This is a genomic window from Bradyrhizobium sp. USDA 3311, assembly GCF_054062495.1.
On the sequence record NZ_JBSSFI010000001.1, the window covers coordinates 1,436,008 to 1,451,718 of the forward strand.

Genomic DNA, 15,711 nt, shown 5'->3' on the forward strand with positions numbered 1-15,711 from the left:
TAAATCCCCGTGAAAGACACAGGCGGCAGCGTCTCTTTCATCTCTTGCGGGGTCTCGCTACTCTATTACGCACTCTTGCAGCTTGCCGCGAAACTTCCGCTATTTCCTTCAAGGCAATATCCGCGTCTGCCCCAACAGCCTCACACGCGGATCGTGTAGTTATCGGTTTTCGCGTCAACTCCGGCATGACCACCTCTTCCTTAGAAGAGATTGCGAAGTCGACTCGTGTCATCTCGAGATGATCCACTGATAAACTTAGCGCGAAAGGCTCCGAAAGCTCGCGCATAAGATCTTCAGCAGTTGGCTTATCGGCCTTCCAGTACTTCTTGAGCGCCGTGCGATGAAGCAGGGTCGCACTCCCGATCTTATGCTCTACCTTCACCCGGAAATACTCCTGCTCCAGGAATCGGGTCAACGATGACGCGTCCGTGAAATAAACGCCATCGATTGGCTCGAGCCTCGCATACGGCAGAGAGTGAAGCACGCACGGCACAATCTTTTTTCCAACGTGCTCGCCGCCTAGCTCCTTCTCGACAATGTCCGGATACCTTTGCAAGGCTTCGGCTAGCCGAGCTGCTTGCTTCGCTTGGCTTTGTACCTCCAGATCAAAATAATATGCCTGCACGGGATCGTTGCCCGACAGGCTCCGATTCTTGCATTCGAACACGAAGATAATGTCGTCCCAGACGACCACGGCATCGTATTCGTACGTCTCGCTTCCCCTTTTCGCCGTAAAGGCAAAAGCCGGAATGTTGTTTCGCTGGAACACCTCGCGAATGTGCTGTTCGAAAGCCTTTCCCTTACGGCTGAGCTGCTCGCTTCGATTGGACAGATTAGAGAGGACGGCCATAGCTATATTCGCGTCGACTACAGCCGGAACGAACAGTAGGATTTTTCCCTCTTGAAGCCGGACTAGCGGGCAATCAAACATGTCCCGGCTCGACCGGTGCAAGAGGGTCTGCTCGACAAACTGGTTAGCAACGCCGCGCTCCAGACCGCACCGCTCCAAAATGTCAAAAAGCTCCGTCTCGGGGATCACAAGTGTGAAACTATCGGCAGACGCATCCGCTTTCTCCGTTTGCCTCTGTCCAAGCTCCTTCAGGACCGAATAACCGCGGACCCATTCCAGCAAACGCAGGCCACCGGGCCGCTCCATGTCGCTCGCGATGGAATATCCAAGGATTTCAGACAACGAAACACCGGCATGCCCTTCCTCCCCTGACACCAGATCGGTCGGCGGCAATTTGACCACGCCGTCTATGCCGACGCCCCGTTCCAAGAGTCGATGCTCGACGCTCATCTCCATGAACGTTTGCGTTAAGCGATCCCTCACCCGCTCATTCGCAAGGTAGTCGTACACTTCTGCTTCGGACATGCCCTCTTCGGGTGGCAGGTACTGAATGACGGCCTCAATCTGCGGATGAGTGCCGGCGGGTTTCCGAGCACCTTTCAAAGTGCGAATCTCACCGCCCTGGAATCGACGGCGTTTCTCAAGCCGCTGCCAATTTCGCCAGAACAGGGCCATCACCTGCGTTGCACCAGATTGAAAACGCGCCTCCTCACCAACGGCGGGCAGTGCGGGCAGCGCGACAATGTCTCCCGCAAACCACTGATTATTATACGCCTCCATGATCACGGTCATCGCCACCGAGGCCGCAATTCCTTCGACCACGGCATCCGCTGAGACCATGCTGCCCGCCTCGTCAGGAATGAAGAACCCCGAAGCAAGGTCGAGTTGCTTTGCCTTTCGCAGAGCACTATCCCGGCGGCGAAGTAGGTCGTTGTAATCGTAGCACCCCCGGCTTATGCACGCGCTAACCCTCACCGCCGGCGGCTGCTTGCCGATGGCGCACTTGGCCAGAACATCCAGGATTGAGCGATAACCGTGCTCTACGAGCCTGATGAGTTCGAGCACGGCGGTCACTTTGTCGCGCGCATTGGTGCCAAGCCGCTGACGCGCGTAAGCTGCGAAATCTGCCATGAACTTATCCCGTCTTGGCCTCGAAGCTTTTGCGCGGGTATTTGGCAATCCAGTCTGAACAGCGACGGATGTGTCCGCACAGCTCGATGAGGTCCTCCGTCGAAAGCTCCACCGCGTCAAGATGCGCCCTCAGTTTCGGCCAATCGACCACGTCGAGCGCCTCCTTGACGAGATCTTCCCGCAGCCGGCCGGTTTGCACAGGAGGTTTGTTCATGAACTTCCGAGATTTCGAGCGATCTATTTGCAGTACTTTTCGTTGTGTATAGGTCTATATCTATGCGTGATTGGCGCGCCGCCGCTGCGCGTTCACAACGCTTGCGTCCTGAGCGCTCCAACTAGCCAAGGCGCGGCGCAGCTTTCCGGACCGCTACCACTTATGACCAACATAGCTCAGCGGTTCAGGTCGCGACGACGCTGCGGATGGGACCCCAAGCACCTCACTAGACCGGCGCGCAGTCACCTTACCATCGGTAACGCAGGAAAAAATCCTAGACTTTCCGGCGGTGGCGTGACTTGCGGAAGACTCCTTTGCACCGCAGGATAGCGCTGGGATCAGCGGTTCGAGGATGGTGATGTGACTGCCACTTACTACATCTCCGTTGGAGAGGTTTCAGACAAGCTACTTCGACAGGTGGCTTCAAAGCGAAATATGAGCCCAGAAGATCTGGCAAGATCATATGTACTCTCGGGACTTGAGAACACGAGATTCCAAGGCGTTCGCTATTTGACTGCCTGTGTGATCACTGCTGCGGTAGTGCTATTTGGCGTCTGGCTCCTATCAATCTCTCTACCCTCCCCTGTCATTGGTCCAAAGGCGCTCCATTGGATCCGAGAGTTCACATTCCTCTTTGCTCCTTGGCCGCTGACGATTCTTTTAGCACTGTGGATAGTCGCTCGATCGGAAACGTCGTTTCCGATGCTCTTGGGCTTGTTCGGGGCATTGCGCAGGATCAAGCTCTTTGGAGCGGAGATTGAGTTAAACGAGCAGACCAAGCGAAGAATTCAAAGCGCGGCTAGCGAGATCGAGCTGGCTCTACGCGAATACAAAACGCGGGCTGACAAGGAGCTTGTGAGAATAGTTGCTCGATACCAAGTCGAGCAGGCGCTTTCAAAGTTTATCGATAGTGGCTCTGTAAAATCATTGACGCTGAAGCGGGATAAGGGCTTCCGCTGCACTATCCATATTCCCGACCCGATTCGCGACGGTCGTCTTTACCAACTGGTCGACTACTGCCCCTCGGGATTGGGACGAGGCCGAGAGTTTTCAACCCGCTTTGGCATCATCGGAAAAGTCTGGCGCACTGAAGGGCCGCTGCTTGAGAATGATTTACTAACACCTCAGGTTCAAAGGACGCACGAAGAGGAAATCGACAAGATCATGAGCGACTGGGGAATGGACCGTAGAGAAGCAGAGAGTGCTCTAAAGCATCGATCCTATTTTTGTTTTCCACTCGTACATGAAAATCGAAAGGTCGGCCTTCTATACATGGACGCGGAAGAGAAGGATTCGTTTGATGGCACCAAACAATCCGACGTTTCAGCCAGAGCTCAAGAGGAACTGGCGCCACTGGTAGCAAAGGTCCTCGACGATTCTGCCACAGTCTCATTGCATGTAGAGCTGGATTGAAATGTCTCGCGCGCGTTCGTCGAGTCGACTGAGGTTTGACAGTTATAACAGCGTTGCTGCAGAATACTACAATGCTGAACTTCACCCAACCTGTCGCAATTTCAGAGATGCAAGTCGGTTGTTCCTGCACGAGGCGCTCTCCAGTCTTCCACGACGAGGATGGGCCATCGAAGTAGGCGCCGGAGATTCCCTCGCAGGCGAACTCGGTCCGGCGGCCTTCGAGAGGCTCATTTTACTGGACAAGTCAGAGGCCATGCTTTCGTATTCGAGGAAGTACCGGCTTTTCGCCGACTTGATGATCGGAGATGCTCTAGCCTTACCTTTTGCGGATAATAGCATTTCGCTAATAATCGCGTCCCTGGCCGATCCATTTAACGTCGCTCAATTTTGGAATGAGGTGCAGCGCACTCTCAAGATCGGCGCACACTGTATCTTTACATCGCCATCTTACGAGTGGGCGTCATCTTTCCGAAAACAATCGATCGGCGAACAGGAAGGCGCGGCGCTTTTCCAGCTCAGAAGCGGAGAGTACGTACATCTTCCATCTCTGGTTCAGCCTGAGGAATCCCAGATTGAGATGATGCGCCAAGCCGGCTTAGTGTTAGTTACCACGAACAGCATTGCCGCCGATGCCGTACCGCAGCCTTACTCTCCTAAAATAACAGGATGCAAAGTCATCGTGAGCGGCTTTGTAGTGCAGCGAGCGTAGCGTTTGGGGTTCGACCTCACGACTTGTCACCCGCAGTTTTGCGGGTATATCCCGTCATCGCATCGCGAATGCCCGCGGCAAGTAGTGTCTTCAGCCGATCTCACTCCGCATCTTCGCGCTTCCCGACTGATTCAAACGTTCGGCACTCGGACTCGATGTGCAAGGTTGCTCGGGCAAAATGCTACCTAGCTCACGTTGATGTTAGGGAATCGTCCGATGGCTTTTGCCTTGGCGGTGATGGTTACATCGCCATAGTCCTCCGACGCGTTGCGCGGCGCATGCCCCTGTATGGCATCGAGCACACGCATGGCTACCTCCTGTTCAATGCCGACGGTCTTGAAGCGATGACGCCAGCCGTGGCTCGGGTCTACGTTCGGGTCCTTCACGACCTCACGCACGAAAGCATTGACCTTATTTCGCGCGGTCTTTACCGCTTTGCGGACGCCAAGGTCGCCGGCTTTAGGGTCTATGAAGAGATAGCCGCTCTTTGAGTTCTCGTAGAACTCCAAAAAGCCATCCTCAATAATTTGCCGGTGCAAGACGACGTCTCTGGCTTCGTCCGTCTTGACGGGGCCAGCTTCGGGCGTGACGTGCACAACCCAATGCTTGCCCTCGCGTCGAACATCCTCCTTGCGAAGCTGAAGCATCTCGCCAACCCGCGCCCCCGTGAAGGCGCACAACCATGGCACCCACCGCTTGGCTGCCGCCAGCTTCGGTGCCTCCCTGCCCGCCGCAAAACTCCGGGAGTGTTTGAGAATGGCGGATGCCTCCTGGTCGTAGAAGCCCTTCGACCTGAGCTTGCGTGACTTGCCGACCTTGATGGTGAGTCCTTCGGCTGGATTGCTGGCCATTCGTCGATTCATGACTGCCCAGCCGAAAACCGTCTTCAGCCCCGCGAGGTCACTATCCTTGACCGTCTTCGCGCTGGCGCCGCCCTGAAGCCTGTGATCCTTGTACCGAACAATGTCCTGCGGCGTCACGCGGCTCGCTTGGTCATGCTTCAGGAACCCCACAAGTTTTGCCACAGTGTTGCGATAGCTCTCGTAGGTGCTCTGCTTGCGACCAGCAGCCTTCGCCTCCTTCCACCAATGCTCGACTAGTGCCGATAGTGAATCGTCGGAGGCGGCGCTGTTGGCATCATTCTTCGCGTGCTCTGCCCGTGCCGGCCATTCCGGGAACCGAATCACCTGAGGTCCAGGCGAGTCTTCTCCTTCCCCCCTTGCGAGCTTCGCCAAAGTCAAACTTGCACGCTGAATGGCCGCGCCCAGTGCGCGGGCCATGGTTCGGCGGTTCTGATCGTCGACGATAATCCCGTTGCTCGTCAGATAGCCGTTTGCAGCGTCCAGACACGCTTGCTCCATCCGGAAGATCTTGTCCTCGGGCAGCTCCGGGGCACCGTCTAACGCCCGTTGCGACGCAGCCAGGATCTCTTCCCTGGTCTGTGGGGGGCCAAATAGGCGTGCCCCAGCAACGGTATCCCAGTTGGTCTGTTGGCTTGGGTTATCCCTGTACTGCTCCAGCCATCGCTCATAGGCGAGCATGGCAAGACGGTGCGCTTCTCGCTCGGTCAGAGGCACCGGGCCAGCGCGCAAATTCGCCCAGCGAGCTTCGAGCTCAGCAAGCGCTTTCGCATGCCGCACCTTTGCCTCTGAAGGATCGCGCGTCTGGAGGCTTACCTTTTCCTCGCGCTTGCCAAGAAGCTTACGCAGATCCTCCGGAACGGCTTTCCGGAGCTGATAGATTCCAGTTTTGGGATGCTTCCACGGACGCGACATGGCCAACGGCATTGTACCACCCTTCTGTACCACTGAGGAGCGGGTAAGCCGTTGAATTTGCTAATTTGCTTTGGATTTCACGCTCTTAGAAGAGCGATGGTGCCCAGGAAAGGACTCGAACCTTCACGGCCGTTAAGCCACTGGCACCTGAAGCCAGCGCGTCTACCAATTCCACCACCTGGGCATGCCGTTTGGGGCACGGAGGCGGTTACTACGGTTCGGTGACGCCGTTGTCAATTCATGCTTGAGCCATGTTTCGGCTTGCGGATTGCGCATCGCAAACCGGCTCGATACAAGCCTCGTCAGGCGCACTCTCCCTCAGGAAAAGATCCCCATGGCATCGAATCTGGAAACTCTCGTCACGGTTTTCGGCGGATCGGGGTTTTTGGGCCGGAATGTCGTCCGGGCGCTGTGCAAGCGCGATTACCGGGTCCGGGTCGCGGTGCGGCGGCCGGAACTGGCTGGATACCTCCAGCCCTCCGGCAAGGTCGGCCAGGTCCATGTGGTGCAGGCCAATCTGCGCTACCCGGCCTCGGTCGAGGCGGCGCTGCGTGATTCGGATGTCGTGATCAACCTGGTCGGCATCCTCACCGAGAGTGGCAAACAGAGCTTCGACGCGGTCCAGGCCAAGGGCGCCGAGACCGTCGCCAAGGCGGCGGCCGCAGCCGGGGCCCGCCTGGTGCATGTCTCGGCGATCGGCGCCGACGCGGAATCGCCCTCGCGCTACGCCAAGGCCAAGGCGGCCGGCGAGGCGGCGGTCCTGGCCGCGGTGCCGTCGGCCACGATCTTCCGTCCCTCCGTGATGTTCGGCCCCGAGGACCAGTTCACCAACCGCTTTGCGGCGCTGGCCCGGATGTCGCCGGTGCTGCCGCTGATCGGCGGCGAGACGAAGATGCAGCCGGTCTATGTCGGCGATGTCGCCACCGCGATCGCGGATGCGGTCGACGGCAAGGCCAAGGCGGGCGCAACCTACGAGCTCGGCGGGCCGGAGGTGCTGACCATGCGCGAGATCATCGAGGCCATCCTCGAGATCACCGCTCGCAAGCCGACGCTGGTGCCGCTGCCGTTTGGGCTTGCCCGCTTCCAGGCCAACTTCCTGCAATTCGCGCCGGGCGCGTTCAAGCTGACGCCCGACCAGGTCACGCTGCTCGAGCGCGACAATGTCGTGTCGGATGCGGCGAAGGCGGCTGGGCTGACGCTGGAAGGCCTCGGCATCACGGCGGATTCGCTGGAAGCGATCGCTCCGCAATATCTCTGGCGCTTCCGCGCCGCCGGGCAGTTCCAGCGCATGAGCATTTGAGCCCCGCTTAGGCCGCGGGCTCGGTTAACCTCTCCCGCTCGCGGGAGAGGTCGGCGCGTTCCGGGCGATGCGAAGCATCGTCCCGCGCGCCGGTGAGGGCTTTCTCGTCATCGGGAGTCTCTCTGCGGAGAGACCCTCTCCCCAGCCCTCTCCCGCAAGCGGGAGAGGGAGCGCACCGTCCTTGCGGCAAGGACCGGCGCCGTCAGCAAGCTTTCGAGAGTTATCGCCCCAACGCCAGCGCGATCAGGCCGAGCGTGCCGACGATGACGCGCCACCAGGCGAACACCACGAAGCCGTGGCGGGTGACGTATGTCAAAAACGTCTTCACCACGATGACCGCGGTGATGAACGACACCACGAAGCCGATCGCGACGATGCCCATGTGGTCCATCGTCATCTCGGAGCGGTTCTTGTAGAAGTCATAGGCGAAAGCGCCGATCATGGTGGGGATCGCGAGGAAGAACGAGAACTCCGCCGCCGCGCGCTTGTCCGCGCCCAGCAGCATGGCGGCGACGATGCTGGCGCCGGAGCGCGATACGCCCGGGATCATCGCCACGCACTGCGCGATGCCGATATAGAGATACATCAGCAGCGGAAACCGGGTGGCGTCATGCTCGCGCGGCTTGAGGTCGAGCTTGTCGACCCAGAGCAGGATGGCGCCGCCGACGATCAGCGTGAAGCACACGACCCACGGGTTGAACAGCACACTCTTGATGTACTTGCCGGCGACGAGGCCGACCACGACAGCCGGCAGGAACGCCACCAGCACGCCGATCACGAAACGGCGCGAATAGGTGTCGCCCGTGAAGAAGCCGATCACGACATCCCACAGCTTCTTGAAGTACAGCCCGACGATCGCGAGGATCGCACCGAGCTGGATCAGAACCGTAAACGAATCCCAGAAGGCGCCTTCGCCGAGATGGAAGAAGCGCTCCGCAAGCAGGAGGTGGCCGGTCGAGGAAACGGGAAGGAACTCGGTCACACCCTCGATGATGCCGAGGATCACTGCCCGTATTGCATCTGACATATTTACGGTCCATTTCCGCTGGAAAAGCGGGGTTCTTCTCGCCTATTCGCCTTCATGCTGCAATCGCAAAATACGACATCACGCTCTTGCTTCGCGGTTTTGAAGGACTAGTGTGGCGCCGCACAAACATTGATGGATTCTTAAGCACCATCAAATAGTCAAAGGCTTCATGTTTACGCTGTTTCATCATCCGTTCTGTCCGCATTCGCGCTTCATCCGCTTGATCGCGGGCGAATACGGGCTCGACCTCAAGCTGGTCGAAGAGCGCAGCTGGGAACGGCGCGAGGCATTCCTGCTGCTCAATGCCGCCGGCACCACGCCGGTCCTGGTGGACGAGGAACAGCCGCCGATACCGGGCGCGGCGATCATCGCCGAATATGTCGACGAGGCCTATGGCGCGGGGATGGGACCCAAGCGCCTGATGCCGGAGACGCTTCCCGAACGCGTCGAGGTGCGCCGGCTGATGGCCTGGTTCAACGAGAAGTTCTTCGAGGAGGTCTCCCACCCGCTCGTCACCGAGCGCATCTACAAGCGCTTCATGAGCGAGGAGAACGGCGGCGGTGCGCCCTCGGCCGACGTGATGCGCGCCGCCAAGGCAAATGTGCGCTATCATCTGGCCTATATCGGCTGGCTGGCGCAGACGCGTAACTTCCTCGCCGGAGACCGGCTCACCTACGCGGATCTCGCCGCCGCGGCGCATCTTTCGGCGATCGACTATCTGGGCGACGTGCCATGGAGCGAGGACGACGCGGCAAAGGCGTGGTACGCGCGGGTGAAATCCCGCCCGTCGTTCCGCCCGCTGCTGAGCGAATGGCTCGCCGGCGTGCCGGCGTCGCGGACCTATGTGGACCTGGATTTCTGAGCTCTGCCGATCTGTCTGAACTGAAGGCGAAGTTGACGACCGAGGCAAAGGCGCTCGGCTTCGACTGCATCGGCGTGACCGAGCCCGGCACGATCGAGACGGCCGGAAGGCATTTCCTCGAGTTCATCGCCTCGGGCGGCCATGGCGACATGGACTGGCTCGCAGCACAGCCGGAGCGCCGCGTCGATCCGCGCGGGCTGTGGCAGGACGTGCGCAGCGTCATCATGCTCGGCGTCAATTACGGTCCCGACGCCGATCCCCTCGCGATCCTCGAGCAGCGCACGCGCGCGGCGATCTCGGTCTATGCGCAAGGAGACGACTATCACGATCTGGTCAAGAAGCGCCTGAAGGCGCTGGCGCGCTGGCTGGTCGCGACCGCGCCGTCGGAAGTGAAGGTGTTCGTCGACACCGCCGCGGTGATGGAAAAGCCGCTGGCGCAGGCCGCGCATCTGGGCTGGCAGGGCAAGCACACCAATCTCGTCTCGCGCGAGTTCGGCTCCTGGCTGTTCCTCGGCGCGATCTACACCACGCTCGACCTGCCGCGCGACGCTGCCGAGATCGATCATTGCGGCTCGTGCCAGGCCTGTCTCGACATCTGCCCAACCGCGGCGTTCCCCGCGCCGTACAAGCTCGATGCGCGCCGCTGCATCTCGTATCTCACCATCGAGAACAAGGGCGCGATCCCGCGCGAATTTCGCAAAGCGATCGGCAACCGCATCTATGGCTGCGACGATTGCCTCGCCGCCTGCCCCTGGAACAAGTTTGCGCAAGCGGGACGCGAGGCCAAGCTCGCCGCGCGCGACGAATTGCGTGCGCCTGGCCTCGCCGAATTGGCGCGGCTCGATGATGCGGCGTTTCGTGCGCTGTTCACGAAGTCGCCGGTCAAGCGCATCGGCCGCGATCGCTTCTTGCGCAACGTGCTGATCGCGATCGGCAACTCGGGAGAAGCGGCACTGGCCGAGGAGGCGCAGCGATTGCTGGGGGATGAGAGCGCATTGGTGCGAGGTGCTGCGGTGTGGGCGCTGGCGCAGTTGGTGGCGCGGGATGCGTTTGAGGCGATGAGATCCGTCGCGATGGGCAACGAGCACGACGAAGGCGTGCGTGAGGAGTGGGACCTCGCCACCTAATTCTCGGTGTCATGCCCCGCGAAGGCGGGGCATCCAGTACGCCGAGGCCTATCGATTGAACCACAGCCGTCTCGGAGTACTGGATCGCCCGCCTTCGCGGGCGATGACAGCGGAGAACGAGGAGAACGGGCGCCCTTGATTTCCCCGCGCGATCCTTCAAGCTCGCGCGTCATGACAGACATGCCTTTCTTCACCCGCGACGGCGATACATTCCATCCGACGGAAGTCGCCAATGGCCCGTGGGATCCGAAATCGCTGCACGGACGCGTCATCGTCGGCCTGCTCGGCTTCGCCATCGAGGAACGGCATTCCGGCCCTGAATTCGTGCCGGCGCGGCTCACCGTCGACATGTTTCGACTGCCGACGATCGACAAGCCGATCGAAGTGACGACGCGGCTCGTGCGCGACGGCCTGCGCATCCGCGTGGTCGAGGCGGAATTTGTCTCCGGCGGCGTCGGCATGGCGCGCGCCTCCTGCCAGCTGCTGCGCAAGACGCAGAACCCTGATGGCAATGTCTGGTCGCCGCCGAACTGGGACGTGCCGAAACCGGCCGACATTCCCAAGCCGACCGATCCCAGGCTCGGCATGCACGGCAAATGGACGACGCGGCCGATCGTCGGCCATATGGGCTCGCTCGGTCCGCGCCGGCTCTGGATGAGCGAGGTGCGCGAGCTCGTTGCCGGCGTGCCGATGACGCCGTTCGTGCATGTCGCTGTTGGTGCCGATTTCGCGAGCCCGTTTGCCAACGCCGGCGACAAGGGGCTCGGCTACATCAACAGCGACGTGACGATCTATCTGCACCGCCTGCCGGTGACGAACTGGATCGGCTTCGATGTGGTGAACCACCAGGCCACCGACGGCGTCGCGATCGGCGAATGCTGGCTCTACGACGAACAGGGCCCGATCGGCACGGCCACCGTCGCCGCGCTGGCGCAGCGCAAGCCGATGGCGAATCCGTCGAAGCGGTAGAGATACGAGGTCTCTCGACTTTGTCATTCCGGGATGCGCCGTCAGGCGCAGACCCGGAATCCATCGAGCCGCAGGCCGAGAGGCGAAATGGATTCCGGGCTCGCGCCAAGTGGCGCGCCCCGGAATGACGAGAGGAGAGAGTCGCGCCTACGCCAGATGCCGCTTCATCTCCGGCCGCGCCTTGAGCTCGCGCCCTGCCTGGCGACGATCTTCGCAATTCTTTCAGGCGCGAACTTCAAATCGACAAACGCCGGCGCGGTGTTGGCGACCTCGTGATAGCTCGCGATCCTGCCGCCCTTCAGCGTCATGATCGCGACACCTTCGAACATCGCCCGCGCGCCGTTCGCTTCCGGCAAGGTCGAACGATAGCTGAAAGTGTAGCGCGCATAGAGCGTGGTGCCGTCGGTTACGGGATCATGCATGTCCCAGCGAAAGTCGGTCGCCGTGCGATAGAACCAGTCATCGGTCATGGCGGCGATCTTCTCGCGGCCTGCGAACGCGCCGTAGAAGACATCGTGATAGACGCCGTCCTCGGTGAAGAGATCGGCAAACGCGCGGCCGTTGCGCTGTTCGACAGCGTCGCAGAAGGCGCGCAGCATGGCGGTGGTGGTCATCGGCGCTTCTCCCATTCTCCGTCATGCCCCGCGCAGGCGGGGCATCCAGTACGCCGCGGCTTCTCGGTTCAAGCACAACGGGGATTGCCCGCCCCCAGTGCGCATTGCGCACAAGGCGGGCAATGACAGCGACGACGACACATCACCCGATCTCGGCCACCGCGGCAAGAATGCGCGCGATGTCCTGCGGGCGCGAGAGGCGGTGGTCGCCATCCTGGATCAGGGTCAGCACGACGTCGTCGGCCGGCAGACGGTGCGTCAGCGCGAAGGCGTGCTGCCAGGGCACATCGGGGTCCTGTGCGCCTTGCAGGATGCGGACGGGACAGCCGAGATCGATGGCGCCGCCGAGCACGAGATGGTTGCGGCCCTCCTCGATCAGATTCCGCGTGATCGGATAGGGCGAGCCGTCGCCATACTCGGACGGCCGCAGCCAGACGCCCTTGGTCTCGATCTCCTTCTTCACCGCAGCCGGAAAATTCTTCCACATCAGCTCCTCGGTGAAGTCGGGCGCCGGCGCGATCAGCACGAGGCCGGCGAGCGACGCGTTGCCTTGCTGGTTCTCTTGCCGGTTCTCCTGGCGCTTCCTGATCTCGCGCGCGAGCAGCAGCGCCATCCAGCCGCCCATGGAGGAGCCGATCAGGATCTGCGGGCCGTCGCAGAACCGCTCGAACACCGCGACGCTCTCCTCCAGCCAGCGCCCGATGGTTCCGTCGGCGAAATCGCCGCCCGATTCGCCGTGGCCGGAATAGTCGAACCGGACCGCGGCGCGGCCGTGATCCCCAGCCCAGGAGTCCAGCGCCAGCGCCTTGCTGCCCTGCATGTCCGACTTGAACCCGCCGAGCCAGACGAGGCCGGGGCCCTTTCCGGCGCGACGGCGCACCGCGATCCTGCGCGCGGACGCGCCCTCGCCCACGTCGATGAAATCGAGCACGGTATCGGGAATTGCATCGGTCATGGAACGTTTACTCTGGCTGTGTGGTTTGAGCTGTCTGGGCGTGTTCCGTGGTGCCGCCGGACACCGGCATTGGCCCTTTGGGACGCTTGCGGAACAGAGGCAAGGTGTCTATGTCGGTCAGCGTGCCCGGGGGCGTGTCCAAAATGCCTCGCATTTGAGGGTTTTTCGCTTCGCGTACGCGACTTGCTTGCCGGCAAACGCATCTTCCTTCAAAATAGCCGCTTCTTTCACAACTTTGGAGAACCACCCATTCGCCGTCCTAATAAAGCTCCGCCCGCTGCCAGCAAAGACGGGCCGCGCATCAATGATGATATCCGCAATGCGCAGATCCAGCTGATCGATCAGACCGGTGACAACAAAGGCACGGTCGAGACCGTCGTCGCCATCAAGATGGCCCAGGAAGCTGGCATGGATCTGGTCGAGATTTCGCCGAATACCAGCCCTCCCGTCTGCAAGATCATGGACTACGGGAAGTACAAGTATTCCGCTCAGAAGAAAGCCGCCGAAGCCCGCAAGCGGCAGAAGACCGTCGAGATCAAGGAGATCAAGCTCCGCCCGATGATCGACGATCACGATTACGACGTGAAGATGCGCGCGATGCAGCGGTTCTTCGAAGAGGGCGACAAGGTCAAGATCACGCTGCGCTATCGCGGCCGTGAAATGGCGCACCAGGAGATCGGCACCAAGCTTCTGGACAAGATCAAGACCGACGTCGCCGAGCTCGCCAAGGTCGAGCAGGACGCGCGGTTCGAAGGCCGTCAGGTCGTCATGGTGCTGGCGCCGCGCTGACGCCAGTTATTTGGGATTGAGAGTTAACGGCCCGTCCGGATCTCCGGCGGGCCGTTTGTGTGTCAGCTTCGCGTCGCGTGCCAGGTGCCGCTGCACTGGTCGCCGGAAATGATGCCGCGCCACGAGCCGGCGCCGTTTACGCCGGCAAGCCGGCCGCCCCCGCTGGCATGGGACGCGCCGACGGAGACATAGACCGCCACCATGCCGGAGCGCTTGACCCTGCCCGAGACCCGGCCGCCGCCGGCTGACGAAACGCGGCCGCCGGTCACGGTGAAGGGGACGCTGTAGCCCGAGCTGCAATTGCCGCGGGTGGTGGCGAAGGTGACGTTCCAGATGCCGTCATAGCCGCCGGCGCGGGCATCGGCGGTGGACGGCAGCGCAGCGGCGGCGAGCACGGCAAGCAGCGCCAGGCGGCGCGGGCGGGTAAATTGCGGGACAAATTGCGGGATTAATTGCGAGAAATGGGCCATTTTGGTCCTGCTCCAGGCGACACGGCTTGGACATGAGGATAGCAACTCCGGATAGTCGGCGGGCGGGTTTCGGCGGTTCATCGTTGCCAATTGGCTCCCGCTCTGGCATAAGCCCAGCCTTCATCGCCCGGCTGATTAAGGGCTGCCGTGGCGGTGTTTCGTGCGGGTTTCGCGCTTGTTCGTAGAAACCTGAGCACAATCAACGCTCTAACGAGCATTTTTGACGGCCAGCCGCCTTCGCGGGCGGATTTCTGTGGCCATTAGGAGAGCCAAATGCCCAAGCTGAAGACCAAATCGGGCGCTAAAAAGCGCTTCAAGGTGACTGCCACCGGCAAAGTGATGCACGCCCAGCGCGGCAAGCGTCACGGCATGATCAAGCGGACGAAGAAGCAGATCCGTCAGCTCCGCGGCACCCGCGTGCTGTTCAAGACCGACGGCGACAACGTCAAGAAGTACTTCTTGCCGAACGCCTGATCGCGTCCACGATCACTGCCACCGCAGCCGCGCCTTCCGCGGCGATCCGAAAACCAAGTCATCTCTGAAGGATTTTTGTCATGTCTCGCGTCAAACGCGGTGTGACCGCCCACGCCAAGCACAAGAAAGTCTACAAGGCCGCCAAGGGCTTCTACGGCCGCCGCAAGAACACCATCCGCGCCGCCAAGCCGGCCGTGGAGAAGGCCCAGCAGTACGCCTTCCGCGACCGCAAGCGCAAGAAGCGGACGTTCCGCGCGCTCTGGATCCAGCGCCTCAACGCCGCTGTGCGTCCGTTCGGCCTGACCTACAGCCGATTTATCGACGGTCTCGCCAAGTCGGGCATCACCGTGGACCGCAAGGTGCTGTCGGATCTCGCGATCAACGAGCCCGCGTCGTTCCAGGCGATCGCCGAGAAGGCCAAGGCCGCGCTCGCGGCCTGAGGTCTCTCGCTCGCGGGCCCAACGATTCTTGACTAGCGGTTCTTGGGGCCCGCAGCCTGCAGCGCGCGTTGCGAGTAACGCTGGGCGACCTCCGCCCGGCAGAATGCTGCGAACGACAGATACATGGTGCCGGATTTATTCCGGTACTTTCGGTCGCAGACGCGCATCTCGCGTTGATAGGCCTGTTTCTGCGCAGCGTTGAGGCCGGGCATGAAGTCCGCCTCGCATTTCTTCTCGACGGCGGCGCCGAGCTGGACATCGCCGCTCGCGGTCAACTGGCAATCCTGAAACACCTTCATCGCGCTTTCGCAGCCCTTCTGGGCGTTGATGGTGTCGACGACCTCGTCCAGCGTCATGGACTTCTCCATGCAGACCATGGCGCGTGCCGGGGTGCCGGCGACCGATAGAACGACGGCCAGAATGGCCAGGCAGGACCTTGAGAGCATCACGAAGTCTCCTCGTATCCCCCTTGGTGCCAGCGCCCCGCGCGAGGTTCAACCCAGCCGTTCTTCAGCCCGAAATGACCGGCTTTTCGCTTGACGTTACGGCCTTCCGGCGGCGACAACCCAGCCGAATTTAGCAGCAAGGATTT

Annotated in this window: 16 protein-coding genes, 1 tRNA gene and 1 pseudogene; 9 read left to right on the forward strand and 9 right to left on the reverse strand. The window is 61.1% G+C overall.

Features of this window, described 5'->3' with window-relative positions:
- Nucleotides 1-37 precede the first annotated feature (37 nt).
- Both ACVWW6_RS06785 and ACVWW6_RS06790 read right to left on the reverse strand, forming a co-directional pair.
- Nucleotides 38-1,981 (reverse strand): NERD domain-containing protein, encoded by a 1,944-nt coding sequence (locus ACVWW6_RS06785; protein ID WP_456680413.1) that lies wholly within the window; start codon nt 1,979-1,981, stop codon nt 38-40.
- A gap of 4 nt (nt 1,982-1,985) precedes the next feature.
- The gene (locus tag ACVWW6_RS06790; protein ID WP_456680414.1) at nt 1,986-2,195 is read right to left on the reverse strand and encodes a hypothetical protein; all 210 of its coding nucleotides are present in this window, start codon (nt 2,193-2,195) and stop codon (nt 1,986-1,988) included.
- Between the two features lie 360 nt (nt 2,196-2,555).
- Between ACVWW6_RS06790 and ACVWW6_RS06795 the strand changes: the two genes are divergently transcribed.
- A complete protein-coding gene (locus tag ACVWW6_RS06795; RefSeq protein ID WP_212257795.1) occupies nt 2,556-3,608 on the forward strand; it encodes a GAF domain-containing protein in 1,053 nt (350 codons plus the stop codon).
- Nucleotides 3,609-3,726: 118 nt separating this feature from the next.
- Nucleotides 3,727-4,317, forward strand: coding sequence for a class I SAM-dependent methyltransferase (locus tag ACVWW6_RS06800; protein WP_212257796.1), 591 nt, complete (start codon nt 3,727-3,729; stop codon nt 4,315-4,317).
- A gap of 185 nt (nt 4,318-4,502) precedes the next feature.
- Here ACVWW6_RS06800 and ACVWW6_RS06805 read toward each other — a convergent pair whose 3' ends face one another.
- Together ACVWW6_RS06805 and ACVWW6_RS06810 are read right to left on the reverse strand one after the other, a co-directional pair.
- Nucleotides 4,503-6,104 (reverse strand): DUF6538 domain-containing protein, encoded by a 1,602-nt coding sequence (locus ACVWW6_RS06805; RefSeq protein WP_456680415.1) that lies wholly within the window; start codon nt 6,102-6,104, stop codon nt 4,503-4,505.
- 85 nt (nt 6,105-6,189) lie between these two features.
- Nucleotides 6,190-6,276, reverse strand: a tRNA-Leu gene (locus ACVWW6_RS06810).
- A gap of 150 nt (nt 6,277-6,426) precedes the next feature.
- Here ACVWW6_RS06810 and ACVWW6_RS06815 point away from each other — a divergent pair.
- The gene (locus ACVWW6_RS06815) at nt 6,427-7,392 is read left to right on the forward strand and encodes a complex I NDUFA9 subunit family protein (protein WP_304549932.1); all 966 of its coding nucleotides are present in this window, start codon (nt 6,427-6,429) and stop codon (nt 7,390-7,392) included.
- Nucleotides 7,393-7,612: 220 nt separating this feature from the next.
- Here ACVWW6_RS06815 and ACVWW6_RS06820 read toward each other — a convergent pair whose 3' ends face one another.
- Nucleotides 7,613-8,419 (reverse strand): undecaprenyl-diphosphate phosphatase, encoded by an 807-nt coding sequence (locus ACVWW6_RS06820; protein ID WP_011083541.1) that lies wholly within the window; start codon nt 8,417-8,419, stop codon nt 7,613-7,615.
- Between the two features lie 169 nt (nt 8,420-8,588).
- Here ACVWW6_RS06820 and ACVWW6_RS06825 point away from each other — a divergent pair, with 169 nt between their 5' ends.
- The 3 genes from ACVWW6_RS06825 (at nt 8,589) to ACVWW6_RS06835 (ending at nt 11,377) form a co-directional block, all read left to right on the forward strand.
- Nucleotides 8,589-9,281, forward strand: a complete 693-nt coding sequence (locus tag ACVWW6_RS06825) for a glutathione S-transferase family protein (protein WP_011083540.1) — start codon at nt 8,589-8,591, stop codon at nt 9,279-9,281.
- On the forward strand, nt 9,230-10,408 hold the full coding sequence (gene queG / locus ACVWW6_RS06830) for a tRNA epoxyqueuosine(34) reductase QueG (RefSeq protein WP_456680416.1): 1,179 nt from the start codon (nt 9,230-9,232) through the stop codon (nt 10,406-10,408). The genes ACVWW6_RS06825 and queG overlap by 52 nt, the downstream gene beginning before the upstream one ends.
- A gap of 171 nt (nt 10,409-10,579) precedes the next feature.
- Complete coding sequence (locus ACVWW6_RS06835; protein WP_028172479.1) at nt 10,580-11,377, forward strand: acyl-CoA thioesterase domain-containing protein; 798 nt, start codon at nt 10,580-10,582, stop codon at nt 11,375-11,377.
- A 147-nt stretch (nt 11,378-11,524) separates the two neighbouring features.
- Here ACVWW6_RS06835 and ACVWW6_RS06840 read toward each other — a convergent pair.
- Together ACVWW6_RS06840 and ACVWW6_RS06845 are read right to left on the reverse strand one after the other, a co-directional pair.
- A pseudogene (locus tag ACVWW6_RS06840) lies at nt 11,525-11,991 on the reverse strand (nuclear transport factor 2 family protein).
- A 142-nt stretch (nt 11,992-12,133) separates the two neighbouring features.
- Entirely contained in the window at nt 12,134-12,946 is an 813-nt protein-coding gene (locus ACVWW6_RS06845; RefSeq protein WP_028172477.1) for an alpha/beta hydrolase, read from the reverse strand.
- 249 nt (nt 12,947-13,195) lie between these two features.
- Between ACVWW6_RS06845 and infC the strand changes: the two genes are divergently transcribed.
- The gene (gene infC, locus ACVWW6_RS06850; protein WP_011083535.1) at nt 13,196-13,735 is read left to right on the forward strand and encodes a translation initiation factor IF-3; all 540 of its coding nucleotides are present in this window, start codon (nt 13,196-13,198) and stop codon (nt 13,733-13,735) included.
- A 62-nt stretch (nt 13,736-13,797) separates the two neighbouring features.
- Here the strand turns inward: infC and ACVWW6_RS06855 are convergent, their stop codons facing one another.
- Nucleotides 13,798-14,205, reverse strand: coding sequence for a hypothetical protein (locus ACVWW6_RS06855; RefSeq protein ID WP_028172475.1), 408 nt, complete (start codon nt 14,203-14,205; stop codon nt 13,798-13,800).
- Between the two features lie 273 nt (nt 14,206-14,478).
- On the opposite strand from ACVWW6_RS06855, the gene rpmI reads away from it, so the two are divergent.
- Together rpmI and rplT are read left to right on the forward strand one after the other, a co-directional pair.
- Complete coding sequence (rpmI, locus tag ACVWW6_RS06860; protein WP_008539890.1) at nt 14,479-14,679, forward strand: 50S ribosomal protein L35; 201 nt, start codon at nt 14,479-14,481, stop codon at nt 14,677-14,679.
- 80 nt (nt 14,680-14,759) lie between these two features.
- Nucleotides 14,760-15,119, forward strand: coding sequence for a 50S ribosomal protein L20 (rplT, locus tag ACVWW6_RS06865; protein ID WP_011083533.1), 360 nt, complete (start codon nt 14,760-14,762; stop codon nt 15,117-15,119).
- Between the two features lie 32 nt (nt 15,120-15,151).
- Here the strand turns inward: rplT and ACVWW6_RS06870 are convergent, their stop codons facing one another.
- Nucleotides 15,152-15,565 carry a hypothetical protein gene (locus ACVWW6_RS06870; RefSeq protein WP_028172474.1) on the reverse strand — a complete coding sequence of 138 codons (414 nt, stop codon included), beginning with the start codon at nt 15,563-15,565 and terminating at the stop codon, nt 15,152-15,154.
- Between the last annotated feature and the right edge of the window lie 146 nt (nt 15,566-15,711).

What these genes read in the sequence shown, in the direction of transcription:
- rpmI (WP_008539890.1), top strand. Translation starts at nt 14,479, where the DNA reads ATGCCCAAGCTGAAGACCAAATCGGGCGCTAAAAAGCGCTTCAAGGTG.
- ACVWW6_RS06870 (WP_028172474.1), bottom strand. Translation starts at nt 15,565, where the DNA reads ATGCTCTCAAGGTCCTGCCTGGCCATTCTGGCCGTCGTTCTATCGGTC.
- ACVWW6_RS06815 (WP_304549932.1), top strand. Translation starts at nt 6,427, where the DNA reads ATGGCATCGAATCTGGAAACTCTCGTCACGGTTTTCGGCGGATCGGGG.
- ACVWW6_RS06835 (WP_028172479.1), top strand. Translation starts at nt 10,580, where the DNA reads ATGACAGACATGCCTTTCTTCACCCGCGACGGCGATACATTCCATCCG.
- ACVWW6_RS06845 (WP_028172477.1), bottom strand. Translation starts at nt 12,946, where the DNA reads ATGACCGATGCAATTCCCGATACCGTGCTCGATTTCATCGACGTGGGC.
- ACVWW6_RS06790 (WP_456680414.1), bottom strand. Translation starts at nt 2,195, where the DNA reads ATGAACAAACCTCCTGTGCAAACCGGCCGGCTGCGGGAAGATCTCGTC.
- ACVWW6_RS06855 (WP_028172475.1), bottom strand. Translation starts at nt 14,205, where the DNA reads ATGGCCCATTTCTCGCAATTAATCCCGCAATTTGTCCCGCAATTTACC.
- ACVWW6_RS06785 (WP_456680413.1), bottom strand. Translation starts at nt 1,981, where the DNA reads ATGGCAGATTTCGCAGCTTACGCGCGTCAGCGGCTTGGCACCAATGCG.
- ACVWW6_RS06825 (WP_011083540.1), top strand. Translation starts at nt 8,589, where the DNA reads ATGTTTACGCTGTTTCATCATCCGTTCTGTCCGCATTCGCGCTTCATC.
- ACVWW6_RS06805 (WP_456680415.1), bottom strand. Translation starts at nt 6,104, where the DNA reads ATGCCGTTGGCCATGTCGCGTCCGTGGAAGCATCCCAAAACTGGAATC.
- rplT (WP_011083533.1), top strand. Translation starts at nt 14,760, where the DNA reads ATGTCTCGCGTCAAACGCGGTGTGACCGCCCACGCCAAGCACAAGAAA.
- queG (WP_456680416.1), top strand. Translation starts at nt 9,230, where the DNA reads ATGGCTCGCCGGCGTGCCGGCGTCGCGGACCTATGTGGACCTGGATTT.
- ACVWW6_RS06820 (WP_011083541.1), bottom strand. Translation starts at nt 8,419, where the DNA reads ATGTCAGATGCAATACGGGCAGTGATCCTCGGCATCATCGAGGGTGTG.